25 protein-coding genes are annotated in these 22,172 nt (G+C 58.7%); 13 read left to right on the top strand and 12 right to left on the bottom strand.

Features of this window, described 5'->3' with window-relative positions; translation table 11 throughout:
* Positions 1 to 56: 56 nt before the first annotated feature.
* The 3 genes from AC4IC4_RS02795 (at position 57) to AC4IC4_RS02785 (ending at position 2,902) form a co-directional block, all read left to right on the top strand.
* The gene (locus AC4IC4_RS02795; RefSeq protein WP_003856610.1) at positions 57 to 260 is read left to right on the top strand and encodes a YbdD/YjiX family protein; all 204 of its coding nucleotides are present in this window, start codon (positions 57 to 59) and stop codon (positions 258 to 260) included.
* Between the two features lie 10 nt (positions 261 to 270).
* Positions 271 to 1,224, top strand: a complete 954-nt coding sequence (yjiA, locus tag AC4IC4_RS02790) for a GTPase (RefSeq protein ID WP_048991730.1) — start codon at positions 271 to 273, stop codon at positions 1,222 to 1,224.
* Positions 1,225 to 1,547: 323 nt separating this feature from the next.
* Positions 1,548 to 2,902 (top strand): IS3 family transposase gene (locus AC4IC4_RS02785; protein WP_491471184.1). Its coding sequence is split into 2 segments (ribosomal slippage): positions 1,548 to 1,998 and positions 1,998 to 2,902, totalling 1,356 coding nucleotides; the frame shifts between segments, so codons are not numbered across the junction.
* A 194-nt stretch (positions 2,903 to 3,096) separates the two neighbouring features.
* Here the strand turns inward: AC4IC4_RS02785 and AC4IC4_RS02780 are convergent.
* A complete protein-coding gene (locus AC4IC4_RS02780) occupies positions 3,097 to 4,455 on the bottom strand; it encodes an esterase-like activity of phytase family protein (RefSeq protein ID WP_491472117.1) in 1,359 nt (452 codons plus the stop codon).
* Between the two features lie 411 nt (positions 4,456 to 4,866).
* Here AC4IC4_RS02780 and AC4IC4_RS02775 point away from each other — a divergent pair, with 411 nt between their 5' ends.
* Both AC4IC4_RS02775 and AC4IC4_RS02770 read left to right on the top strand, forming a co-directional pair.
* Positions 4,867 to 5,412, top strand: a complete 546-nt coding sequence (locus AC4IC4_RS02775; protein ID WP_047746519.1) for a YfaZ family outer membrane protein — start codon at positions 4,867 to 4,869, stop codon at positions 5,410 to 5,412.
* A complete protein-coding gene (locus AC4IC4_RS02770; protein WP_048992924.1) occupies positions 5,412 to 5,732 on the top strand; it encodes a hypothetical protein in 321 nt (106 codons plus the stop codon). The genes AC4IC4_RS02775 and AC4IC4_RS02770 overlap by 1 nt, the downstream gene beginning before the upstream one ends.
* A gap of 45 nt (positions 5,733 to 5,777) precedes the next feature.
* Here AC4IC4_RS02770 and AC4IC4_RS02765 read toward each other — a convergent pair whose 3' ends face one another.
* Complete coding sequence (locus AC4IC4_RS02765) at positions 5,778 to 7,148, bottom strand: NAD-dependent succinate-semialdehyde dehydrogenase (protein ID WP_491472116.1); 1,371 nt, start codon at positions 7,146 to 7,148, stop codon at positions 5,778 to 5,780.
* 151 nt (positions 7,149 to 7,299) lie between these two features.
* Here AC4IC4_RS02765 and AC4IC4_RS02760 point away from each other — a divergent pair, with 151 nt between their 5' ends.
* The 3 genes from AC4IC4_RS02760 to AC4IC4_RS02750 are packed head-to-tail and all read left to right on the top strand — an operon-like array spanning position 7,300 to position 10,016.
* Entirely contained in the window at positions 7,300 to 8,043 is a 744-nt protein-coding gene (locus AC4IC4_RS02760; protein WP_032649933.1) for a helix-turn-helix domain-containing protein, read from the top strand.
* A gap of 47 nt (positions 8,044 to 8,090) precedes the next feature.
* Positions 8,091 to 8,744: a LysE family translocator gene (locus tag AC4IC4_RS02755; RefSeq protein WP_491472115.1), complete on the top strand. Its 654-nt coding sequence runs from the start codon at positions 8,091 to 8,093 to the stop codon at positions 8,742 to 8,744.
* A 3-nt stretch (positions 8,745 to 8,747) separates the two neighbouring features.
* Entirely contained in the window at positions 8,748 to 10,016 is a 1,269-nt protein-coding gene (locus tag AC4IC4_RS02750) for a DUF445 domain-containing protein (protein ID WP_491472114.1), read from the top strand.
* Here the strand turns inward: AC4IC4_RS02750 and AC4IC4_RS02745 are convergent.
* The gene (locus AC4IC4_RS02745) at positions 10,006 to 10,869 is read right to left on the bottom strand and encodes a LysR substrate-binding domain-containing protein (RefSeq protein WP_267215291.1); all 864 of its coding nucleotides are present in this window, start codon (positions 10,867 to 10,869) and stop codon (positions 10,006 to 10,008) included. The two genes, AC4IC4_RS02750 and AC4IC4_RS02745, sit on opposite strands and share 11 nt — an antisense overlap.
* A 97-nt stretch (positions 10,870 to 10,966) precedes the next feature.
* On the opposite strand from AC4IC4_RS02745, the gene AC4IC4_RS02740 reads away from it, so the two are divergent.
* The gene (locus tag AC4IC4_RS02740) at positions 10,967 to 11,275 is read left to right on the top strand and encodes a carboxymuconolactone decarboxylase family protein (RefSeq protein ID WP_491472113.1); all 309 of its coding nucleotides are present in this window, start codon (positions 10,967 to 10,969) and stop codon (positions 11,273 to 11,275) included.
* On the top strand, positions 11,275 to 11,655 hold the full coding sequence (locus AC4IC4_RS02735; RefSeq protein ID WP_491472112.1) for a tautomerase family protein: 381 nt from the start codon (positions 11,275 to 11,277) through the stop codon (positions 11,653 to 11,655). Before AC4IC4_RS02740 ends, AC4IC4_RS02735 begins: the two co-directional genes overlap by 1 nt.
* Here the strand turns inward: AC4IC4_RS02735 and AC4IC4_RS02730 are convergent.
* The 7 genes from AC4IC4_RS02730 to AC4IC4_RS02700 form a co-directional block, all read right to left on the bottom strand.
* Positions 11,646 to 12,710 carry a DUF2955 domain-containing protein gene (locus AC4IC4_RS02730; RefSeq protein WP_463726545.1) on the bottom strand — a complete coding sequence of 355 codons (1,065 nt, stop codon included), beginning with the start codon at positions 12,708 to 12,710 and terminating at the stop codon, positions 11,646 to 11,648. The genes AC4IC4_RS02735 and AC4IC4_RS02730 overlap by 10 nt on opposite strands.
* 4 nt (positions 12,711 to 12,714) lie before the next feature.
* Positions 12,715 to 13,782 carry an HlyD family secretion protein gene (locus AC4IC4_RS02725; RefSeq protein ID WP_463726594.1) on the bottom strand — a complete coding sequence of 356 codons (1,068 nt, stop codon included), beginning with the start codon at positions 13,780 to 13,782 and terminating at the stop codon, positions 12,715 to 12,717.
* Positions 13,779 to 14,249, bottom strand: a complete 471-nt coding sequence (locus AC4IC4_RS02720; protein WP_090419208.1) for a MarR family winged helix-turn-helix transcriptional regulator — start codon at positions 14,247 to 14,249, stop codon at positions 13,779 to 13,781. Before AC4IC4_RS02720 ends, AC4IC4_RS02725 begins: the two co-directional genes overlap by 4 nt.
* Before the next feature lie 150 nt (positions 14,250 to 14,399).
* Positions 14,400 to 15,095 (bottom strand): ArsR/SmtB family transcription factor, encoded by a 696-nt coding sequence (locus AC4IC4_RS02715; RefSeq protein WP_491472111.1) that lies wholly within the window; start codon positions 15,093 to 15,095, stop codon positions 14,400 to 14,402.
* Positions 15,088 to 15,465, bottom strand: a complete 378-nt coding sequence (locus AC4IC4_RS02710; RefSeq protein ID WP_061716024.1) for a hypothetical protein — start codon at positions 15,463 to 15,465, stop codon at positions 15,088 to 15,090. The genes AC4IC4_RS02715 and AC4IC4_RS02710 overlap by 8 nt, the downstream gene beginning before the upstream one ends.
* Positions 15,458 to 15,781, bottom strand: a complete 324-nt coding sequence (locus AC4IC4_RS02705) for an antibiotic biosynthesis monooxygenase family protein (protein WP_126545533.1) — start codon at positions 15,779 to 15,781, stop codon at positions 15,458 to 15,460. Before AC4IC4_RS02705 ends, AC4IC4_RS02710 begins: the two co-directional genes overlap by 8 nt.
* Positions 15,782 to 15,932: 151 nt before the next feature.
* Positions 15,933 to 17,348, bottom strand: coding sequence for an aldehyde dehydrogenase family protein (locus AC4IC4_RS02700; RefSeq protein WP_491472110.1), 1,416 nt, complete (start codon positions 17,346 to 17,348; stop codon positions 15,933 to 15,935).
* Between the two features lie 100 nt (positions 17,349 to 17,448).
* Between AC4IC4_RS02700 and AC4IC4_RS02695 the strand changes: the two genes are divergently transcribed.
* On the top strand, positions 17,449 to 18,351 hold the full coding sequence (locus AC4IC4_RS02695; RefSeq protein ID WP_491472109.1) for a LysR family transcriptional regulator: 903 nt from the start codon (positions 17,449 to 17,451) through the stop codon (positions 18,349 to 18,351).
* Here AC4IC4_RS02695 and AC4IC4_RS02690 read toward each other — a convergent pair.
* The gene (locus AC4IC4_RS02690; RefSeq protein WP_024909883.1) at positions 18,338 to 18,817 is read right to left on the bottom strand and encodes a carboxymuconolactone decarboxylase family protein; all 480 of its coding nucleotides are present in this window, start codon (positions 18,815 to 18,817) and stop codon (positions 18,338 to 18,340) included. The genes AC4IC4_RS02695 and AC4IC4_RS02690 overlap by 14 nt on opposite strands.
* 101 nt (positions 18,818 to 18,918) lie before the next feature.
* Here AC4IC4_RS02690 and pdxR point away from each other — a divergent pair, with 101 nt between their 5' ends.
* Positions 18,919 to 20,307: a MocR-like pyridoxine biosynthesis transcription factor PdxR gene (gene pdxR / locus AC4IC4_RS02685; protein ID WP_491472108.1), complete on the top strand. Its 1,389-nt coding sequence runs from the start codon at positions 18,919 to 18,921 to the stop codon at positions 20,305 to 20,307.
* Between the two features lie 86 nt (positions 20,308 to 20,393).
* Here the strand turns inward: pdxR and AC4IC4_RS02680 are convergent, their stop codons facing one another.
* Positions 20,394 to 20,555, bottom strand: coding sequence for a DUF1127 domain-containing protein (locus AC4IC4_RS02680; protein WP_013095422.1), 162 nt, complete (start codon positions 20,553 to 20,555; stop codon positions 20,394 to 20,396).
* A gap of 176 nt (positions 20,556 to 20,731) precedes the next feature.
* Here AC4IC4_RS02680 and AC4IC4_RS02675 point away from each other — a divergent pair, with 176 nt between their 5' ends.
* Entirely contained in the window at positions 20,732 to 22,147 is a 1,416-nt protein-coding gene (locus tag AC4IC4_RS02675; RefSeq protein WP_216358078.1) for an aminotransferase-like domain-containing protein, read from the top strand.
* Positions 22,148 to 22,172 lie beyond the last annotated feature (25 nt).

The following is a 22,172-nucleotide window of genomic DNA, read 5'->3' as shown; positions in this document are numbered from 1 at the left end:
TAACTGTAGGCCCGGATCGCTGCGCGCCACCGGGCTTTTTCTTATCAGGACCCGTTATGTTTGGTAACTTAGGCGAAGCAAAAAAATACCTCGGTCAGGCGGCGAAAATGCTGATTGGCATTCCGGACTATGACAACTACGTTGAGCATATGAAGACCAACCATCCGGATAAGCCGTACATGACCTACACCGAATTCTTCCGCGAGCGTCAGGAAGCGCGCTACGGCGGAAGTGGAGAAGGCGGCGTCCGCTGCTGCTAAAGGAGAGACCATGACCCCGATTGCCGTTACCCTGCTGACCGGTTTCCTCGGCGCCGGTAAAACCACCCTGCTGCGCCACATCCTGAATGAACAGCACGGTTTTAAAATCGCCGTCATCGAAAACGAATTTGGCGAAGTCTCCGTAGACGACCAGCTGATTGGCGATCGCGCCACGCAGATCAAAACCCTGACCAACGGCTGTATCTGCTGCACCCGCTCTAACGAGCTGGAAGACGCCCTGCTGGACCTGCTCGACAGCCGCGATCGCGGTGAAATCGACTTTGACCGCCTGGTGATCGAGTGCACCGGCATGGCCGACCCCGGCCCGATTATTCAGACCTTTTTCTCTCATGAGATCCTTTGCCAGCGCTATCTGCTGGACGGCGTCATTGCCCTGGTCGATGCGGTCCACGCCGATGAGCAGATGAATCAGTTCACCATCGCCCAGTCTCAGGTGGGCTACGCCGACCGCATCCTGCTGACCAAAACCGACGTGACGGGAGAAAGCGTTAAGCTTCGCGAGCGCCTGACGCGCATCAACTCCCGCGCGCCAATTTACACGGTGACGCACGGTGATATCGACCTGTCTCAGCTGTTCAACACCAACGGCTTTATGCTGGAAGAGAACGTCACCGCGAAACCGCGCTTCCACTTTATGGGAGACAAGCAAAACGACGTGGCGTCGATTGTGGTGGAACTGGACTACCCGGTGGACATCAGCGAGGTTTCGCGCGTGATGGAGAACCTGCTGCTGTCGTTTGCCGACAAGCTTCTGCGCTACAAAGGGATGCTGTGGATTGACGGCGAACCCAACCGCCTGCTGTTCCAGGGCGTTCAGCGCCTGTACAGCGCCGACTGGGACAGACCGTGGGGCGATGAAGTACCGCGCAGCGTGATGGTGTTTATTGGTATACAGCTGCCGGAAGAGGAGATTCGGGCGGCGTTTGCGGGTCTGAAGAAATAGCCGCCATGCATCCCCTCTCCTCTGTAATTTATTAACCTGAAGCGATGAATTTTGTATCAGGAAAATGAATAAATTACAGCGATGTTCTGGTCCGGCTGTAAATCGCCGAAGCGTTTCCGTAGGGCCGGGGCGAGGCGCAGGGATGCGCCGAGAGGGCGTGGCCTGCAGGGATGCAGGCTCATGCCCGACCCGATAGCCCGAAGGAATAAGCTGAGGGCACCGCGAAGCGGCGATTTACCGCCGGGAGCCCGGGTCGCCAGGGTGGTGGCGATTGCACTGAACCCCATATCCTGGACACCAGATCATAAAATCTGGAGGTTCAGATGAGATATCCTTTTCACATTCGTCTTGCGGCTGTACAGCATTACATGACTGGTGAGTCGAGCATTAAAGAAACAGCACATCTGTTCAGTGTTGGCCGGACGCCTCTTACCCGCTGGATACGGGCTTACAGGCGTCAGGGAAAGGCCGGGCTGGAGGACCGTCCTGCACGGGCCTATACTTCAGCTTTCAGGCTCCGCGTAATCCGTTATGTTACTGAACACGGTTGCAGCTATGCGGAAGCTTCAGCGCGCTTTGCCATTCCAAATGAATCGCTCATTCTCGACTGGACAAGACGTTACCGGAAAGGAGGCGCACAGGCGCTTAATACAGCCAAACCCGGGCCCGCTATGTCACAGAAAAAGTTTATACCTGACTCCAGACCGCTCAGTGAGATGACTCCCTCAGAACTTCTGAGAGAGCTGGAATATCTGCGGGCGGAAAATGCATATTTAAAAAAGCTCAAAGCCCTGAGGGAGGAAAACGCTCTCAGGGAACAGCAGAAAAAACGCGAGTGATACAGAGTTTGCTTGCAGACCACCGACTTGTTTACCTGTTATGTGCCGCAGGGCTGGCGCGTAGCACGTATTATTACCAGCTCTCCAGACCTGTCACTCAGTCGGAGCGGTATGCATCTGCTGTCAGTGCTATGTCCACCATCAGTCAGAGAAATGCACAACGCTACGGCTACCGAAGAATGACGGTGGCGCTGCGTAATGAAGCCTTCATCCTGAACCATAAAACGGTTCGCATATTGATGAAAAAGTATGGCCTGACATGTCAGTTACGCCGAAGGAAATACCGTTCCTGTATGGCTGGAGGCGGACTGGCTTCAGATAATCTGCTTGCCCGTAACTTCACTGCTGCATGCAGTGGAATAAAGTGGTGCACAGACGTGACGGAGTTCCGTGCCGGTGGTCAAAAACTGTTCCTGTCAGCCCTTCAGGACCTGTTCAATAATGAAATAGTGGCCTGGCAAACATCAACCAGTCAGTCACAACCTCTGGTCTGCAGGATGCTAAAAAAAGCGCTTAAAGCATGCAGAAACAAAGAAGGCGCGATGCTACACAGCGATCAGGGCTGGGCTTACCGAACACCTGTATGGCGCAGAATGCTGGCTGAAGCGGGCATCACACAAAGTATGTCGCGTAAGGGTAACTGTCTGGATAATGCAGTGATGGAAAACTTCTTCAGTCATCTGAAAGTAGAGATGTATTACAGGAAAAAGTACAGTTCAGTGAAAGAACTGGAAAGCGATATTGGCAGATATATTCGCTATTACAACACCGAACGAATCAGTTTAAAAACGGGCGGGATGAGTCCGGTACAATACCGGACGCTGGCAGAGCAACAATGAAATCGCAGTGTCCAGGTTTAGGGGTTCAGTGCAGATTGAGCCACCCTGGCACGTTCACAGGTCATGTCGTTACAGAGTAGCAAGGAACATAAAGTGAACGGAATGACCTCTACAGCCGTATGTTCCCCCTCACCCCAGCCCTCTCCCTCAAGGGAGAGGGGGCCGTCTGTGCAGGCATTATTTTGTGGGGATACTTATTTCACCGCCTCCGGCAGCGTCACAATCCACAGCTCGCTGTCGGACTCCGGCTTCTTCAGCGGCTTCACGCTGAGCGTGGTTTCAACCGGCTTATCATCAAGCGTCAACTTGCCTTCCGCGTTCACCCGATAATCCTTGAGCTTCTTGCCCTCGACCGGGTTTTGCATCGCCACCTTCACGCCAAAGTCGTTATCGTTCGCCACCGCAAGCGTTTTGCTGTCGATAAGCGCCAGTCCTTCGGCCTTCTCCTGCTGCCAGCCCAGCGCGCGCAAATCGACCACCTGCGTTTTTGCCGCGAGGGTAATCCCGCGCTGCGCCAGGGTTTTCTCATCATCAAACTCCGGGTACTCGCCCGGCTTGTCAAAGGCGGAAAGATCGCTCGCCTTGCTGAGATCCACCTTGTAAATCAGGTTACGCATCCCGTCGTTTTTATCGCTTCCCTGCTCAATCAGCAGGATGTGCTGATTATCGAGCGCCACGATGTCGCCGATTTTGGCGTCGCTGTTTTTATCGTAGGCCGCGCTGTCGATGGGGTAACCGTACATCGCGGTTTTGCCGGTCGCCGGGTCAAAGCTCACCAGACGGGTGAACAGCGCCTGCTTTTTGCTCTTGCCGTCGATGTCCAGCGTGCTTTGCACGGCGGCGATAATCCGCCCGTCCGGCATTCGGGTCAGGCCTTCAAAGCCCCGGTTGGGCTGGCGCCATTTGATGATGTTTGGCAGACCGCCCGCGATGGATTTTTCGCCTTCCGCGGCCTGCGGCCCGTGGATCGCGAGGATCTTGCCTTTGCTGTCGACGTTAATCAGGAACGGGCCATACTCGTCGCACAGCCAGTAGCCGCCTTTGCCGTCCGGCGTGATGCCTTCCGTGTCCAGCCCGCGGTTGTCACCCTTCAACGTCTTTAAGGTATCGCTGAAGGCCACTTCATTGGTGGAGCCAATCACGCCGCTTTGCAGCGGCAGACCGTTAATCTCGCCTTTATCGTCATGCAGCGGGCGGGCATCCGTTGCCTCTGCTTTGCCGTTCTGGACGCGGATGGTCATCAGCAGCGGCGCGAAATCTGGCGTGACAAATATTTTGGCTTCGTTTTTACCCATTTTTGGCGCATCGGCGTTGGGACCGCGATCGGTCACGGTCGCAAACGTCAGGGCATCGCCCTGCTTGCCCGTAAACAGCAGGCCAGAGCCAATCCCCACCGGGAGCCCGTTCGGGAAAGCATCGGCAAACGCGCCGCTGTATTTCACATGGGAGCCGTCAGGGAAGCTGACGACATAGCGCTCAGCGGTAGGCTGTGCCGCCAGGCCAGAGAAAGAGAGCGCACAACCGATAAGCACAGGAATAATTTTTCTTTTCATATTGTTAGCATCCAGTTAGTGAAGCCAACAACGTAAAGAATAAACGTGTCAGAAAAATGACATGGAAAGGCAACCGGCATGGGCGAGTGAACGTATATTCATTGCCCGGAAATGTAAGGTTGTGTTGTATTGTGTGACAACTGAAATACTTTTGGAAATTATTAGAAACTCAATTAATTCACCTCTAATCACTATCCCTTCTTCGTTCAGTTTATGTTTAGTCAAAAAATTAAACGGTTCCTAAACACCAAAACATCACCCGTTGACACCCCGGCAATCAAACAGCACTGCAACAACTTCTATAAAAAACTTAACAATATCAGCATAAAACAGCGACTTTCATCACATTTGCAGTCATAAACATCGCTTGTTAAGGTGCCCCCAGATGAATTTAATGACGAGGCATAAAACATGAAAAAACTGAATATCCTTCTTCTTTCTGCTCTGACCGCCCTCTCGGGTTCCGCTCTGGCAATGGGCGGCAGCATTGAGCAGGGTAAAAACTTTACCAACCTCAATCTGGAAATGGGTAAATCCTCATCCGGCCTGTATGCCGAAAGCAACTGGCTTAAAAACACCGATGACGGTACCCAGACCGGCGGCGTGGGCGCAGGCTACAACCTGGAAGTGGGCCCGGTGATGCTGAACGCAGGTGCGAAAGCTATCTACATCGGCCCGAAAAAAGGCGATAACGGCGTGGCGTTCCCAATCGGTGGCGGCGTAAACGTAGCCCTGACCGACAGCATCCACGTGTACGGTGAAGGCTACGTGGCACCAGAAGGGCTGAACAACAGCGTGAAAAACTACGTGGAAGCCAACGGTGGCGTAAGCTGGACGCCGATCGCGCCGGTGACCCTGAAAGTGGGCTACCGCCACGTGAGCGTTGATGGCAAAGACGGTCGTCCGAACCATACGCTGATTGACGGCGCATATGTTGGCGGTGGAGTCACCTTCTGATGAAACACCGCATGACCGCGCTTTGCGTTCTGAGCCTCACGCTGATGCTCACCGGCTGCGTCCAGTACAAATGGGTGAAACCGGGCGTCAGCGACGTGGAAATGAATAAAAAGCTCACGGAATGCGAAGCGCAGGCACTGATCGACCTTCCCCCGGATAACGTGGTGACCGGTTCGAGCTCGGAAAAAACGGACAAATCGAAAAAGAAAAAGGATATTTCCACGAGCTACACGGTTGAAGACGCGAATGAATATCGCCGGGATACGCTGGTTGACAGCTGCATGTTTAAAAGCGGCTGGGACAAGATCGAAGTGCAATAATCCCCTTAAAAAAACCTGCCGGCTGGCAGGTTTTTTTATGACCTCTTACTTACGCACCACCACCAGCTTCTGGTTCACAAACTCTTTGATCCCCAGATCCGACAGCTCGCGTCCGTAACCGGAGCGCTTCACGCCGCCGAACGGCAGCTCTGGAGCAGTATCTGTGAGCCAGTTGATGTACACCATCCCGGTCTCGATCCGGGACGCCATTTTCTTCGCGCGCTCGATATCCTGGCTGAATACCGCCCCGCCCAGGCCGTAGTGGGAGTCGTTCGCCAGCGCGACCGCCTCGTCGTCGTTTTTCACCACGTATATCTGCGCCACCGGGCCGAAGAACTCTTCGAAGTACGCCGGGTTGTCGCGCGAGATATTCGTCAGGATCGTCGGCTCGAAGAAGCTCCCGTCGCGCTGCACCGGCTTGCCGCCATAGTGCAGCGTGGCGCCGCTTTTCACCGCCTCGTTAACCTGTTTGGTCAGTGTTTCAAGCGCATCTTTCGACGACAGCGGCCCCAGCATGGTGCTTTCGTCCAGCGGATCGCCAATCTTCACCTGCTTAAACGCTTCGGTGAATTTGCTCAGGAAAGCATCCGCAATCTTTTCATGCAGGATAAAGCGCTTCGCCGCGGTGCAGACCTGCCCGGCGTTGTTGAGGCGCGCATTCACACCAATCTTCACGGCTTTGTCCAGGTCCGCATCGTCCAGCACCACGAAGACGTCGTTACCGCCCAGCTCCAGCGTGGATTTCTTAATGTGCTTCGCCGCTTGTGCGGCCACCACGCTGCCGGCTTTTTCGGAGCCGGTCAGCGCCGCCCCCTGCACGCGATCGTCGGCAATGATGTTCGCCACCTGCTCGGACGAAATAAACAGGTTAGTCCATGCCCCTTCCGGCGCGCCCGCCTCGCGAACCAGGTGGGCAAAGGTCTCGGCGCAGTGCGGCACGATGCTGGCATGCTTGGCGATCACCGGGTTGCCCGCCGCCAGGTTTGGTGCCAGGACGCGCATCAGCTGGTAATACGGGAAGTTCCACGGCTCAACGGCCATCAGCACGCCGATGGGGTGATGCTCCACCCACGCTTCCCCAAGCTCAGAGTCGTACTTCACCGGGGCCAGGAACTGCTTCGCATTGTCGGCGTAATAGCGGGCGATCTGCGCGCACAGCTTCACCTCGCCGCGGCTCTGTTCGATGAGCTTACCCATCTCCTGGCTGGCGATCTTCGCCAGATCCTCGGTGCGCTCGTCGATCAGGTCGGCAAGCTTATGCAGCACCGGCAGGCGCTGGCTGATGTCGCCTTTCGCCCAGTCCGAATGGTAAAGCGCATCGGCCGCCTTCAGGGCCGCTTCAATATCCGCGTCGGTATGTGAGGGGTATTCTTTGATGAGCTGGTTAGTGGCAGGATTTACTGTCTGATAAGCCATGTCGAATCTCCTTGTTTTACCGCTTAGGGTATTAATGGTAGTCAACATGACTGGCTGTGGACGTAAAGTTGGGTATATCCGGAAGGTTCTTAATGAAGCGCTGCCAGACGGTTCGCTGACATGGTATAAAAAACGTCCAGAAGGAGTTCATATGACCGATACCCGACACATCCGGCAGACTTTTCACCGCGCCTCAGGCCTTGAGCTGCGCAGCACGTGGCAGAGCACGCAGGCGTATAAACGTCATTGTCACCCGCAGCTCTCCATCGGCGCGATTGTGGAAGGCCAGACCTGCTGCGTGTGTCATGACAGAGAATACATCCTTAACCCAGGGGACCTCATTGTGATCCCGGCCTATGCGCCGCACAGCTGCAACCCCGTCGCCGGGCAACCGCGCAGCTACCATATGCTCTATATCGACACCGATCTTCCTCTGGCGCTCCAGGTGATTCGCGACCGTACGCTCTTTAAGCGCTACCTTGAGATTGTTGAGACGATGTCGCCTGCCTCCGTGGACACGCTGCTTTCAGCCCTGCCCCGCCGCCTGGAAAACGCAGATGCGCTTCGCTCAACCAGTCAGCACGTGCGGCAGGCGTTTCTTGCCGACCTGGCCGCACCGCCTTCGCTTGACGAACTTGCCCAACGATTCTCGCTGCGCAAAGAGACGCTGATCCGCACCTTCCGGCAGGACACCGGCCTGACACCGGGCAGCTTCCTCAACATCTCCCGCGTGGAGTTCGCCAAAGCGCGGCTACGTGCCGGGGATGACATCGCCGACGTGGGCTACCAGAGCGGCTTTGCCGACCAGAGCCATTTTCATAAGACCTTCGTCAGCTATACCGCCGCCACGCCGCGCCAGTACGCCACTGGCCGATCAATATCCGACAATAAATAGCGTTTACATCACCGTAGTCTGACCTCAGATTGTTAACCGAGGTTGCTATGGAACTGTTCTTCCCTTCCGCTTTTCTCGCCCTGGCGCTGGCGCATTTTGTCGCCCTGTTAAGCCCGGGTCCGGACTTCTTCCTGCTGGTGGGCTACGCCGCGCGCTACCGACTGCGCGGCAGCGCCGGATTGTGCTTAGGCATCGCCGCGGGCAACGCGCTCTATATTGTTCTGGTGATTGTCGGCTGGAGCGCGCTGCGCCAGTTTGCCTGGCTGTTTACGCTGATAGAACTTTGCGGCGCGCTGTACCTGCTGTGGATCGGCTCGCATCTGGTGCGCAGCCAACCGCAGGCGATGAGGCTGAATGAAACCCGTCAGCGCTGCCCCTCGCTGCGAAAGCAGATCCTGCTGGGGCTCGGCTCGGCGCTGCTTAATCCGAAGAACGCGCTGTTCTATCTGGCGCTGATGACGGCGCTACTGGGACCGGATGTGACGCTGCTTCAGCAGGCAACGTGCGGCGTCTGGATGGTGATGATGGTGCTGGTGTGGGATCTGGCTCTGGTGTCGCTGATGGGGCTATCGTCGGTGCAACAGAAGCTCAGCCGTGCGCTGTGGTGTATTGAGCGCACGGCGGGTGTGGTGCTGATGGGGTTTGGCGGGTGGGTGCTGTGGCGTTTTTTGCACATTCCCCCCGCTTCCCTCTATCCTTAACCCATGGAAAAAATAGCTGAACTCAAACGCGCCAAGCTGCTGGCGCTGTCGCTGCTGCTGGTTGCCGCCGCAGCGTTTATCACCACCCTGTTCCTGCCGCAGACCTTCTGGGTGCGCGGCGTCAAGGCCATTGCCGAAGCGGCAATGGTCGGCGCGCTGGCTGACTGGTTTGCGGTGGTCGCGCTGTTCCGCCGGGTGCCGATTCCCTTTATCTCCCGCCATACGGCGATCATCCCGCGCAATAAAGACCGGATCGGCGACAATCTCGGCCAGTTTGTGCAGGAGAAGTTTCTCGATACCCAGTCGCTGGTGGCGTTGATCCGCCGCTATGAGCCCGCGCAGATGATTGGTTCCTGGTTCAGCAAGCCCGACAACGCCCAGCGCGTCGGGCTGCATCTGATGCAGGTGATGAGCGGTTTTCTCGAACTCACCGACGACGGGCGCATTCAACGCCTGCTCAAACGCGCGGTGCATAAGGCCATCGACAAGGTCGACTTCACTGAAACCAGCGCCGTGATGCTGGAGAGCATGACCAAAAACAACCGCCATCAGGTGCTGCTGGACACCATCATCAACCGGCTGATTACCCTCATTCAGCGGGAAAGCACGCGGGACTTTATCGCCGACCAGATCGTCCACTGGCTCAAAACCGAGCATCCGCGCAAGGCGATGGTGCTGCCCACCGAGTGGCTGGGCGATCAAAGCGCGGAGATGGTGTCAAACGCGGTGAACACGCTGCTGGACGATATCAGCCACGACCGCACGCACCAGATCCGCCAGGCGTTTGACCGCGCCACGCTGAAGCTTATCGACAACCTGAAAAACGATCCGGACATGACGGCAAAAGCCGACAACATCAAGCACTACCTGAAAAACGATGAGGCGTTTAACCGCTATCTGGGTGAGATGTGGGCCGACCTGCGCCAGTGGCTGAAGGCGGACATGCAGAGTGAGGACTCGCGCGTGAAGCAGCGCATCGCCAACGCCGGGCTGTGGTTCGGTGAAACGCTGACGAACGATGCGAACCTGCAGGCCTCGCTGAACGAGCATCTGGAGCAGGCCGCGCACCGCCTCGCGCCGGATTTTGCCGCGTTCCTGACACGCCACATCAGCGACACGGTGAAAAGCTGGGATGCCAAAGACATGTCCCGCCAGATTGAGCTGAACATTGGCAAGGATCTGCAGTTTATCCGCGTCAACGGCACCCTGGTGGGCGGGACGATTGGCCTGATCCTGTTTTTGCTCTCGCAAATCCCGACGCTTATCCATTGAGCGTCCTGAGGATCAGCGCCTTCATGCTGGAAATAGCGGCATTGGCGGAGGCGCTTCCCTGATGCAGCGCTATTCCCAACTCTCCTGTATCTGGCAGCAGGCGGCTGTCGACCTGTAACGTCTCGGGCAGGCCAATACGCGTGCGGAGCGTAATACCCAGCCCTGCGCTGACGCCCGCCCACAGTCCGCTCAGGCTATAGCTGGTAAAAGCGATACGCCAGGGAATACCTGCGGCATCCAGCGCTGCGATAGCCCGGCTTCGCAAGAGGCAGGGGGCGTCAAACATCACCAGCGGCAGCGGCTCACCTCGATGCAGAAGTACCTCAATGTCCTCGCTGGACCGGCAAATCCACTTTAGCGGCTCGCTTCGCACATAGTCGCCTTCTCGTCCTTCCTGCCAGACCAGCGCCAGATCGAGTTCGTTTGCCGCCACGCCCCGCAGCAGCGGCGGGTTGCGATCGACGCGCGCGATCATGCGAAGCTCAGGGTGTTGTCTGTGAAAATCGCCGATAACCTGCGGCATCACGGATTCCCCAAAGTCCTCCTGCATACCCAGACGCACCTCGCCCTGCAGCAACTCCCCCCTGATAGCCCGGAGCGCTTCATCATTTAATGCCAGCATGCGTCGGGCGTAGCTCAGCAGAATTTCACCCTCCCGGGTCAGAGCCAGCGTACGCCCCTGCTTCACGGTGAGCGCCACGCCGCACTGCTGCTCCAGCTTTTTTAGCTGGGCGCTGACCGCAGAGGTGGACCGACACAGCCTGTACGCCGCCTCGGCAAAGCTGGTGGATTGAATACCCTCCACAAAGCTGCGCAGCGCGTCCAGGTCTAATGCTGAAAAGCGTTTATCCATATCATCCTCATTTTCAGGACATTTAGTCCTGAACATTGCGATTTTATTTATGGTGGCAGCCTGCGAGAGTGATTTCCAGACGACAGGAGGAATAAAAATGAGCACAACACTGAATCGCGACACGCTTGCGCAGATCTCCCCTAAGCTGGCGGAACTCAGCCAGCAGGTGCTGTTTGGCGATATCTGGCAGCGTCCGCAGCTGGCCCCGCGGGATCGCAGCCTGATCACGCTTGCCGCCCTGGCCGCCCTGGGGCGTACCGCGCAGCTTCCCTGGCATATCGACTTTGCCCGACAAAACGGCGTGACGGACGACGAGATTGCCGAAGCGTTTACCCATCTGGCGTTTTACGCAGGCTGGCCGGCAGCCGTCAGCGCCCTGACCTGCCTGGCAGAGGAGAAACAATAATGCCGTTTGTTCGCATCATGACGGGTGGCCGCTATAGCGAGATGCAGAAAAAACAGATCTCGGACATTCTGCACCAGGCGCTGACGGAAACCTTCGCCGTTCCCGCACAGGACCGGTTTCATTTTTTTGAATGCTTCGCTGCCGGGGATCGATACGTTGATCGGCACTATCTCAGCCCGGGCAGAACAGAGGGGGCGATACTGTTCAATATCGTGGCCGGTAAGCCGAGGAGCGATGAACAGAAAACGGCGCTCTACCGCCAGTTGGCTGCGCAGCTGAATGAGAAGATGGGCATCAATGATGGGGACGTGATGGTCGTTATCCAGTTTACTGCCGCTGAAGACTGGAGCTTCAGCGGCGGCATACGCTATCAGCCCTGAATGACGTAGCGCGTCGCCTCGAAGCGGTTCAGGATCAGGTGCACCAGAAAGACCATCGTCAGCGTCGCGACCAGCGAAAAGGTGACGGAGGTGATGCGGTACAGATCGCTGAACACCAGGTCAGTGTCCGGGTGCATGTTCTGCCCGAACATTATCCCGATGGTGGTGATGCTGGAGAACCCTACGCCTGCGCCCACCTTCTCCATCACGTGGAGTCGCGCGCCAAACGCCAGCCCGAGGCCGATCAGCGGCATCATCAATAGCATATGGCTGCTGTGATCGTAGAGGATCAGCTGCACCACCAGAATATAGAGGCAGCCCAGCACCACGCCGACCACGCGCCAGATGGAGCTCATCACCGAACCGCGATAGTGCATCGGGAACAGGATTAAAATCCCCGCCATCAGCGCCGAGAGCGAATCGCTTAAATCGCTGATCTGAAAAACGACGAATATCAGCGTCGCGACGGTGCCGGAGAGCAGCGACTCGTGGCGCACGCGGGCGTCGTCTTTCTCAATCAGCGGTGGCGGCTTGCGGGGCTCCACATCCGGCAGGAGATAGTTCATCAGCGCGCTCAGGCATACCGCCATCACGCTCGCTTCGATGTTGGAAAACAGCAGCGTGTGCCAGTTGGTGGTGGGGTAGCTCATAAAGTTGAGCATCACGCTCTGGCACACCACGCCCATGGACCCGAACAAAAACAGCGGCCCTTTACTCATAAAGCGAAAGCGCATCACGTAGAGGGCAAACACCACCAGCGTCATGATGACCGGCCACTGCGACAGATAGCCGATGATAATCACCATTTCAACGCAGTTTAGCGCGGCGCTGAAGATAAACTGCTTCGCCACGTGGCGGTTAAACACCGGCACCAGCGACAGCAGCATGATCGGGTAGACCACGAAAAATACGCCATAGCTGGTGTTGTAGAAGCTGGAGATGCTGAGCGCAATCATCCCGGCAAAGACGATGCGCAGGGTCTGGCGAAAGTCGTTTGCCGTATAGACGATGTTGCCGTGCGGGGTAAACACCCGCGCCAGGGTAGTAATAGACATCGAACTAATAAACATAGTGCAGCAGGCTCACCAGGTGGATCTGCATCCCGGAGAAGAAGCGCGCGAACGGCCCTTCGCTGTTGTAGAGCTGCACGGTCGCACGGGCGCCGGTCGGCAGATGCTTCGGCAGCGCCTCGTCCAGCGTCACGTGAATACGCATGCGCTGAGCGTCGCGTACCCAGCGGTTAGAGGTTTCCGGCTCGGAGAGCTGGCCGTTAACCGCCTCCTGACCGGCAAGGATCCCCGCGTCGCTGCTGGTGACGTGGGCGCGGAAAACGTGCCCCGGGAAGGCGTCGAACACCACGGCGGCGTCGGTGCCCTGACGAGTATGGCGCAGGCTCTTCTCGCGGAAATCGGCCACGATGTCGGTCTGGTTGTTCACCAGCGCCAGCGCGGCTGAGCCCGAGGAGGCGTAAAAGCCCGGGCTTAACTGCAGGTTACTGACCGTGCCGTCCGCCTGGGCGTAAACCTTCGTCCAGCCAAGATTGAGTTCCGCTTCATCCAGCGCATTACGGTATTTTTGCAGCGTCACGTTGCGGTGCTCGTCCCGCTCGCCGCGCTGGATGCGCAGGTTATGGATGTTGGCCTGAATTGAGCTGACGGACTGTTCGCTGCTCTGCCAGGTCGTGCGGACTTTATCCAGATCCGCCTGCGAGACGTTCTGCAGGGTGCTCAGCTTCTGGTAGCGATCAAAGGTTACTTTGTCGTTACGCGCGGTCAGCACGGCGGTTTTCAGGCTGGCCTGCGCGGCAACGATCTGCGCATCCAGCTGTTCGTTGGACAGGCGTGCCTGCTCGAGCGCGATCTGCGCCGCTTCCACCTTATTGCGAAACGGCGTGTCGTCGAGCTCAAACAGCAGATCGCCTCTCTTCACCTGGCTGTTGTTGTGAACATGTACCGCCGCCACGTAGCCGGAGACGCGCGGAGACACCGGCGTCACCACGCGCATCACGGTGGAGTCCGGCGTCAGCGGGATCCAGATATCCGCGACGATAAAGTAGACAAACATCAGCAGGAAAGAGGCAATACTCACCCTTACCCAGCGGGCAAACTTTTGTTCAGGGGTCATTATTTTTCGGTCTTGTTATCTTCTTCGCGGATTGTCCGCAAATTGCAGGCGATTTGATTCAACGTGGCGCTGAAAATGTCGAGATGTTCCGGCGCGATGTTTTGCGATACGCGCGCCTGATAGGTCTCAATTACCTGAGTGAGCCTTTGTAACAGGGCTTTTCCCTCAGACGTCAGCGTCAGAAGCCGGATGCGCTTGTCATAAGGCGATACGGCGCGCAGCAGGTATCCCTGCTTTTCCAGCTGTGTCAGGGTGCGCATCAGCGGCGGCAGTTCAATGCCCTGCACCTCCGCCAGCTCACTCATTGAGACGTTATCCCCGAGCTGATGAAGCTGCATCATCACCGTCCAGCTCGACTGGGTTAACCCGGTATCGAGAATGGCCTCGTCGATGACGGCACGCCACTGGCGCACGATCATCGCCATCCGCATGCCCATCGGCCTGCGGCAGAACAGTTCTTCTTCACTCATGGGGAAACCTCTCGTCACACGCGGTCAAGATAATGGTTATCAGGGTAAGTATCAAGAAACGAGAGGCGAAAGCGCAGGAATTGCGAAAAGGGTGTTCTCCCTCTCCCTGTGGGAGAGGGTCGGGGTGAGGGCATCAGCCCGCAGCGGCGTTTAGCGGCTAAAATGCTTCCTGAAGGCGGCCTTCCCCGACGCCGTCACCACCACCTCCCGATACCCCGCCACCCGCTGGATCCAGCCTTTACTTTCCAGATGGTCGAGCAGCAACGCGCCGGCTTCTCCGCCCAGGTGAAACCGCCGCTCGCTCCAGTCCAGGCAGGCACAGCAGGCCTTCCGGCGCGGATGCGCGCTTAACGAAATGCCGAGCGTCAGGAACTGCTCCCGACCGTACAGCGTCGGCGCTGAACCGTCAGCCTCCAGCCAGCCTTCCGCCTGCATGAAATCATAGATCTGCACCGCCACCGCGCCTGCGAGATGGTCATAGCAGGTCCGCGCTTCGCGCATGGCTTTCGGCGCGCTGGTTTCCGGTGGGGTAATGCGGCTCCAGGAGAGCCCCATCATCTGCTCCACCAGCGCCGCCACGTCGTGCCCGGCAAGACGATAATAGCGATGCCGCCCTTGCGACAGGCAGGTAATCAGTTGCCCTTCAACCAGCCGGGAGAGATGCCCGCTGGCGGTCGACGGCGCAACGTCAGCCGCCGCGCTCAGTTCGGTGGCCGTCCACGCCCGTCCGTCCATCAGGGCACAGAGCATCTTCACGCGCGACGGATCGGCCATTGCTGCCGCCACCGCGGCAATCGCCTTTTCCAGCAACGCGCTGTTGTCAGGGGGTAAACTCGTCTTAAGCATGGGCCGCCCAGGGTTCGGTGATCTCAGCGGCCAGCTTATCATTATCCGTCAGCAGAATAAGGTGATTCGCATGGTCGCTGTACTGGGTCAGGATAGACACACCGCGTGCCGCCAGCGCCGCTGCGATCTCGCCCAGCTCGCCAGGGCGTTCCTGCTTAAGCTTTCTGATCACCGGCTTTCGCACCGCCTTCACGGTAAACCCGGCGTCGAGCAGCACGCGTCGCGCTTTTTCCCCGTCTTCCACCAGGAAATGGGCATGTGTACCAAATACGCCACCGCCCTCCAGCCCCACGCCGTTGCGGCCCAGCAGCTGCCCAAAGCGCGCCAGCTCACCCGGGATATCGCGAAAAATGACATGAACGTCATACATCGGCATGCCCTCCGGTTTCAGAGGTATATTCCCGCACGACCTGCGCCACCCGAATGCGGTAGTACGCAAAAATCGACTCCCGCCCTTCGGCCTGCGCCGCCTGATGAAAGACGTTCTGCTTCCAGCGGCGGACGGCCTCTTCATCCCGCCACCAGGAAAGGGAGAGGATTTTGCCGTCGGTGGTCAGGCTCTGGAACCGTTCAATATCAATAAAGCCGTCGATGTCGGCCAGCAGCGGCTTAAGTTCGGCGGCCAGCTGCAGGTAGCGCGCCTGATGAGCGGGCTCGGCTTTAGCTTCGAAAAGGACTGCGATCATGATGGTCTCTCCGTTGTGATGTTGGGGAGAGAATGCAGGATGGAAAAGCACGATGCTTCGGCAAGGAGCGAAGTGTTGCGCCGGATGGCGCTGCGCTTATCCGGCCTACGGCTCATGTAGGCCCGGTAAGCGCAGCGCCACCGGGCGGGTTTTAGCCCACCATAGACCTCGGCTCCATAAACGCCCGAATTCCCCACTCGCCCATCTCGCGCCCCAAACCGGAGTGCTTAAACCCGCCGAACGGCGCTTTCGGTTCATGGGCAAGCGTGTTCACCAGCAAGCGACCGGAAACAATCTGCTGCGCCACGCGTCGCGCGCGGTCAACATCGCCGCCCAGCACCATCGCGCTCAGGCCATAGTCGGTGTCGTTGGCAATGGCGATCGCCTCCGCCTCGTCACGATAGGGGATTACGCACAGCACCGGGCCGAAGATCTCATCGCGGGCAACCGTCATCCGGTTGTTCACGTCGGCAAACAGCGTCGGACGCACAAACCAGCCGTCCTGCGTGCCTTCCGGCCGCCCTTCTCCACCCGCCAGCAGGCGTGCCCCCTCTTCGAGGCCTTTACGGATATAGCCCTGCACCCGCAGCCACTGCCTTTCGCTGACCATCGGGCCGACGTCCGTTGATTTATCGCGCGGGTCTCCGGATTTCACCGCCGCTACGGCCTGCGCCAGCGCGGCTTCGATCTCCGCCTTACGCGCCTGCGGCACCAGAATGCGCGTTCCGGCCACGCACGCCTGCCCGCTGTTCATAAACCCGGCCTGAATCACCGGCGGGATAGCCTGCGCCAGATCCACATCATCCAGCAGGATCGTCGGCGATTTACCGCCCAACTCCAGGGTCACGCGCTTAAAGCTTTCCGCCGCGTTGCGCAGGATCGCCTTGCCGGTATTCGTCGAACCGGTGAACGAGATTTTTGCCACGTCCGGATGGCGGCTAATGGTTTCACCCACCGTTTCGCCGCGTCCGGTGACGATATTAAATACCCCTGGCGGTAATTCAGCATCGCGTAGCGCTTCGGTGACGATCCGCGTTTGCAGGGCGCTCATTTCGCTCGGCTTGATGACTGCGGTACAGCCTGCGGCGAGCGCGGCCGCCAGCTTGCCGCAGATAAACCCGGCATCGCTGTTCCACGGCGTAATCAGCCCGGCCACACCGAGCGGCGTCATCTGCACCGTTGCGGCACCTGCGGGGGTGACAAACTCAAACGCCTCCAGCGCCTCAATGGCCTGAGCAATCACCTCTGCCGGATAGCTGGCCATCCACGCCGAGCGCGAGGTGGGCGCGCCGTACTCTTCAATGACCGCCTCCAGCAGATCGTCGTGGCGAGCGGCCACGGCGGCGTGCATACGTTTTAGCGCTGCGATGCGTTCCTGCTTTGTGGTCTGCGACCACGCCGGAAACGCCACTTTCGCCGCCGCAATGGCGCGCGCTGCGTCGACCTCATCCGCCAGACGAACCAGGCCGATGACCCGCGCCGTCGCCGGGTTGTACAAATCAAACCACTCGGTGCCGTGCGGGGTAACAAACTCGCCGTTAATAAAGATCTGTTCGATGGTGTGCATATAAACCTCCTCAGGCTGTGTGAGCACAGTCTGGCACGGCTTCTCCGTTGCGATAATCCACGCTATGCTGCAAGGGTTGTTTCGATTTTCAGGATAATCTATGCATCGTTCAGGTCTGACAGAGCTGGAAGTGGTGATGGCGGTGGTGCGGCGCGGCAGCTTTCGCGCCGCGGCGCAGGAGCTGGGGATGTCCGCCACGGCGATAAGCAACGCCATCGCCGGACTGGAGAGCCGCCTTGAGACGCGGCTTTTCAACCGCACCACCCGCAGCGTGGCGCTCACCGACGCCGGACAGCGCTACGTGGCGCGTATCGGCCCGGCCCTGCAGGAGATCCGTCTCGCCGGGGAGGCGATCCACAGCGACACCGGAGAACCCGCCGGCACGCTGCGTCTGAACGTGCCGAACCATATCGGCACCCTGTTTCTGGACCAGCTGCTGATCGACTTTATGATCCGCTACCCGAAGATGCGCGTAGAGACCGTCAGCGAAGCGCGAATGATCGACATCGTCGCGGAAGGCTATGACGCGGGGATCCGTCTCGAAGAGTCCGTTCCGCAAGACATGATCGCCGTGCCGCTGACCGGTGAGATCCGCCAGCTCGTCACCGCCACGCCGGACTATTTCGCCCGTCACGGCATGCCCGAGACGCCGGACGATCTGCTTTCACATCAGGGGATCGGCATGCGCATGGCACACGGCGGGATCTACCGCTGGGAGCTGGCCCGTCGGGGTGAAACGTACGCCCTTGCCGTGCCGCCGCGCTTTGCGACGTCCGATCTTTTTGCCTCGATCCGCGCCGTGAAAGCGGGGTTAGGGGTGGGATTTTTACCGGAACTGTATATCCGTGAAGAGCTTGAGCGTGGAGAACTGATGAGCGTCCTAAACGACTGGGCGCAGCCGTTTACCGGGCTGCGCCTGTACTATCCCGGCCATCGCCACGTCCCGCCGGGACTGCGGGCGCTGGTGGCGATGGTCCGCGAGCGCGGGATTATTCCAGGTTAGCCTTATTCAGCCCGTAAGCCGCGTCCAGCGCGCCGGGTTCCATGCGGGAGGTGATCCCCAGACGGTTCCAGGCGTTGATCGCCACGATGGCGAAGTTCAGCTCTGAAATCTCCACGTCCGAGAAGTGCTCCGCCACGCTGCGGTAGAGCGCATCGCTCACGCCGTGAACGCCAATCTGGGTCAGCGCTTCGGTGAAGGCCAGCGCGGCTTTCTCGCGGGCGCTGAACAGCGGGGACTCGCGCCAGGCCGCCAGATGGTACAGGCGCAGCTCGCGCTCGCCGGCGATTTTGGCCTCTTTCGAGTGCATATCCAGGCAGAAGGTGCAGCCGTTCAGTTGCGACACCCGAATGTCGATCAGGTGCTTCAGCGCCGGGTCGATGGAGGTTTTTGCCACCTCCATGCTCAGGGCAGATAGCGCGTTGGCGAGGGCAGGTGTAACTTTATGGTGGTTAACGCGAGTGCTCATTGTCTTTCCTCTTTTTGTGCGGCATGTGTCATGCGATGGGGCAAATCTACGCCGTTCATGACATAGTAAAAAGATACAAAAAGCGTGAAATGAGGTAGGACATGAAGCCGGGCTATCACGAGATTTATTCCCGCTATCGCGACAACATCACGCGCGGTGTGCTGAAGCCGGGCGACAGGGTGCCTGCTATCCGCGTGCTGGCGGAAGAGCTGAAGGTGGCGCGTAAAACCGTCGAAACGGCGTACGCCATTCTGACGGGTGAAGGGTATCTGATAAGTCAGGGCGCGCGCGGCACGCGGGTTAACCCGGACTTACTGCTGCCGGATAAGACTGCCCCTGCGGAACAGACCACCGGCACGCTTCCGGCATCGCTCATCAGCCAGCGCGAGCGGGCCGGGTTTCTGCGCCCCGGCATCCCCGCCCTCGACAGTTTCCCGTATAAAAAGTGGCTGCTGCTGGCGGGCCAGGCGACGCGGGCCATGCGTCAGGAGGAGATGCTCAACCCGCCCGTTCTGGGCTGGTATCCGCTGCGCCAGGCCATTGCCAGCTACCTCAACATCTCGCGCGGGCTGTCCTGCAGCGCCGAACAGGTGCTGATCACCAGCGGCTACAGCGGTAGCCTGCGGCTGATCCTCGACACCCTCGCCAGCCGCAGCGACAAGGTGGTGTTTGAAAATCCGGGCTATTTTATGGGCCAGCAGCTGCTCAAGCGGATCGTGCCGCGCCTGCACACCGTGCCGGTCAACCGTTCAGGTATCGATACGGACTACCTGCTGCGTCACCATCGCGACGCCCGTTTTGCCATCGTCACCCCGTCGCACCAGAGCCCGCTGGCGGTCACGCTCTCCCTGCCGCGTAAACAGCAGCTGCTCGACTGGGCCAGCCAGAACGAGGCGTGGATTATCGAAGACGATTACGACGGGGAGTTTCACTACACCCGCAAGGTGCTGCCATCGCTGAAAAGCCTCGACCATCACGACCGGGTGATTTTTATGGGCACCTTCAGCAAAACCATCATGCCGTCGCTGCGCATGGGCTACGTGGTGATGCCCGCCAGCACCGTCGGGGCCTTTACCGACTGCGCGGATATCACCACCAGCGGCCAGCCGGTGCTGACGCAAAAGATCCTCACCGCGTTTCTCAACGAAGGGCATTTTTTCCGTCACCTGAAAAAGATGCGCGCGCTGTATCAGACCCGCCGCGACTGGATGATTGCCGCCCTGCGCGAGGTGTATGGCGATCTGTTTTTCACCGAGCAAAACGACGGTGGAATGCATATCGTGGCGTTCCTGACCAAAGGAAGCCGTGACCGGGAAGTGGCGCGCTGCTGGCAGGAACAGCAGCTGCAGGTCAATGCGCTCTCGGAGTGGTATCGCGGGTCGGGCAAACGCTACGGGCTGGTGATGGGCTATAACAACGTGCGCTCGTATCAGGAGGCGCTGGATTTACTGGAAAGGCCGAAGCGGCAGACGTTTGCGCTGTTGCGCTGAAAATCGCCCGGTGGCGCTACGCTTACCGGGCCTACGGGATCGAGTAGGCCGGGTAAGGCGCAGCCGCCACCCGGCGACGACGTGGATCACACATCATATCGCGATAACCCAACGTCCTTGAGCTGCTCGTCGCTCATCTGGCTCAGGATGCGGCGGGTGCGGTTGATGCGATACCAGTTGCAGATCGTTTTCCCGATCCAGACGAACACAATAAACGGACGTTTTGAACGATTCTCGTAGAATTCCATGATGCTCTCCTCACTGTGTCAGTGGGGTTATCATCCCGGAAATACACCCGTGCAATACAGATGCAAAAACACCTTTTGTTTAACATACAGATCCGCTAAAACAGTATCTGCATGGCAATTTTCGCAGCAATCTGTACTGGTTTTATAATCTGTATGGTGAAAACAAAGGATACAGCATGACACGCTACCAACATCTGGCCAATCTTCTGGCTGAACGCATTGAGCAAGGGCTGTATCGCAGCGGCGAACGTCTGCCGTCGGTGCGCACGCTGAGCCAGGAGCACGGCGTGAGCATCAGCACCATACAGCAGGCCTACCAGATCCTCGAAAACCTCCAGCTGATCACACCCCAGCCGCGCTCCGGCTATTTTGTCTCACCGCGCAAAGCCCAGCCGCCCGTCCCGGCGATGACGCGCCCGGTGCAGCGCCCTGTGGACGTTACCCAGTGGGATGAGGTGATGATGCTGCTGGACGCCCGCGCCGACAAAGAGATGATCTCCTTCGGCGGCGGTTCGCCGGACATTAACCAGCCGAGCCTGAAGCCCCTGTGGCGCGAGATGAGCCGCATCGCGCAGCATAATCCCGGCGAGATGCTGAGCTATGACGTGCTCGACGGGCGCCTGGAGCTGCGTGAGCAGATCGCCCGCCTGATGCTCGACGGCGGCTCCACCGTCTCGGCAAGCGACATTGTCATTACCAACGGCTGCCACGGCGCGCTGTCTATCGCCCTGCTCTCGGTGTGTAAACCGGGGGATATCGTGGCGGTGGAATCGCCGTCGTTTCACGGCACCATGCAGATGCTGCGCGGGTTTGACATCAAGGCGATTGAAATTCCTACCGATCCCGAGACCGGTATCAGCATCGAAGCGTTAGAGCTGGCAATGGAGCAGTGGCCAATCAAGGCGGTGATCCTGGTGCCCAACTGCAATAACCCGCTCGGGTTTATCATGCCGGAGGCGCGGAAAAAGCAGGTGCTGGCCCTCGCCCAGCGGCACGATATCGTGATTGTCGAGGATGATATTTACGGCGAGCTGGCGGCGGAGTACCCGCGCCCGCGCACCATTCATTCAATGGATATCGACGGCCGCGTGATCCTCTGCAGCTCGTTTACCAAAACCGTGGCGCCGGGCCTGCGCGTCGGCTGGATTGTGCCGGGACGCTACTACGACCGGGTGATGCACATGAAATACGCCGCCGGCGGGTTTAACGTGCCAGGCACGCAGATGGCGGTGGCGGCGTTTATTCGCGACGGGCATTACCATCGCCACGTGCGCCGTATGCGCCAGATTTATCAGCAGAATATGGAAACCTACACCTGCTGGGTGCGGCAGTATTTTCCGGCAGAGATTTGCGTCACGCGCCCGCAGGGCAGCTTCCTGCTGTGGATTGAGCTGCCGGAGAAGGTCGATATGGTGTGCGTCAGCAAGCAGCTGTGTCGGCTGAAGATCCAGGCCGCAGCCGGGTCGCTGTTTTCCGCCTCCGGGAAGTACCGCAACTGCCTGCGGATCAACGTGGCGCTGCCGCCGACGGACAAAAATCGCGAGGCGCTGAAGAAGCTGGGCGAAGCGATTGTGATTGCGATGGAGGAGTAGTGTTTTGCCGGGTGGCGGCTTCGCC

The sequence above is a fragment of the Enterobacter sp. Taxon_2 genome, assembly GCF_058355295.1.
This window is presented reverse-complemented; position numbering and strand designations above follow the sequence as displayed.

Bases quoted from the DNA above. Each gene is read 5' to 3' on its own strand.
- AC4IC4_RS02795 (WP_003856610.1), top strand. From the start codon at position 57: ATGTTTGGTAACTTAGGCGAAGCAAAAAAATACCTCGGTCAGGCGGCG.
- yjiA (WP_048991730.1), top strand. From the start codon at position 271: ATGACCCCGATTGCCGTTACCCTGCTGACCGGTTTCCTCGGCGCCGGT.
- AC4IC4_RS02780 (WP_491472117.1), bottom strand. From the start codon at position 4,455: ATGAAAAGAAAAATTATTCCTGTGCTTATCGGTTGTGCGCTCTCTTTC.
- AC4IC4_RS02775 (WP_047746519.1), top strand. From the start codon at position 4,867: ATGAAAAAACTGAATATCCTTCTTCTTTCTGCTCTGACCGCCCTCTCG.
- AC4IC4_RS02770 (WP_048992924.1), top strand. From the start codon at position 5,412: ATGAAACACCGCATGACCGCGCTTTGCGTTCTGAGCCTCACGCTGATG.
- AC4IC4_RS02765 (WP_491472116.1), bottom strand. From the start codon at position 7,148: ATGGCTTATCAGACAGTAAATCCTGCCACTAACCAGCTCATCAAAGAA.
- AC4IC4_RS02760 (WP_032649933.1), top strand. From the start codon at position 7,300: ATGACCGATACCCGACACATCCGGCAGACTTTTCACCGCGCCTCAGGC.
- AC4IC4_RS02755 (WP_491472115.1), top strand. From the start codon at position 8,091: ATGGAACTGTTCTTCCCTTCCGCTTTTCTCGCCCTGGCGCTGGCGCAT.
- AC4IC4_RS02750 (WP_491472114.1), top strand. From the start codon at position 8,748: ATGGAAAAAATAGCTGAACTCAAACGCGCCAAGCTGCTGGCGCTGTCG.
- AC4IC4_RS02745 (WP_267215291.1), bottom strand. From the start codon at position 10,869: ATGGATAAACGCTTTTCAGCATTAGACCTGGACGCGCTGCGCAGCTTT.
- AC4IC4_RS02740 (WP_491472113.1), top strand. From the start codon at position 10,967: ATGAGCACAACACTGAATCGCGACACGCTTGCGCAGATCTCCCCTAAG.
- AC4IC4_RS02735 (WP_491472112.1), top strand. From the start codon at position 11,275: ATGCCGTTTGTTCGCATCATGACGGGTGGCCGCTATAGCGAGATGCAG.
- AC4IC4_RS02730 (WP_463726545.1), bottom strand. From the start codon at position 12,710: ATGTCTATTACTACCCTGGCGCGGGTGTTTACCCCGCACGGCAACATC.
- AC4IC4_RS02720 (WP_090419208.1), bottom strand. From the start codon at position 14,249: ATGAGTGAAGAAGAACTGTTCTGCCGCAGGCCGATGGGCATGCGGATG.
- AC4IC4_RS02715 (WP_491472111.1), bottom strand. From the start codon at position 15,095: ATGCTTAAGACGAGTTTACCCCCTGACAACAGCGCGTTGCTGGAAAAG.
- AC4IC4_RS02710 (WP_061716024.1), bottom strand. From the start codon at position 15,465: ATGTATGACGTTCATGTCATTTTTCGCGATATCCCGGGTGAGCTGGCG.
- AC4IC4_RS02705 (WP_126545533.1), bottom strand. From the start codon at position 15,781: ATGATCGCAGTCCTTTTCGAAGCTAAAGCCGAGCCCGCTCATCAGGCG.
- AC4IC4_RS02700 (WP_491472110.1), bottom strand. From the start codon at position 17,348: ATGCACACCATCGAACAGATCTTTATTAACGGCGAGTTTGTTACCCCG.
- AC4IC4_RS02695 (WP_491472109.1), top strand. From the start codon at position 17,449: ATGCATCGTTCAGGTCTGACAGAGCTGGAAGTGGTGATGGCGGTGGTG.
- AC4IC4_RS02690 (WP_024909883.1), bottom strand. From the start codon at position 18,817: ATGAGCACTCGCGTTAACCACCATAAAGTTACACCTGCCCTCGCCAAC.
- pdxR (WP_491472108.1), top strand. From the start codon at position 18,919: ATGAAGCCGGGCTATCACGAGATTTATTCCCGCTATCGCGACAACATC.
- AC4IC4_RS02680 (WP_013095422.1), bottom strand. From the start codon at position 20,555: ATGGAATTCTACGAGAATCGTTCAAAACGTCCGTTTATTGTGTTCGTC.
- AC4IC4_RS02675 (WP_216358078.1), top strand. From the start codon at position 20,732: ATGACACGCTACCAACATCTGGCCAATCTTCTGGCTGAACGCATTGAG.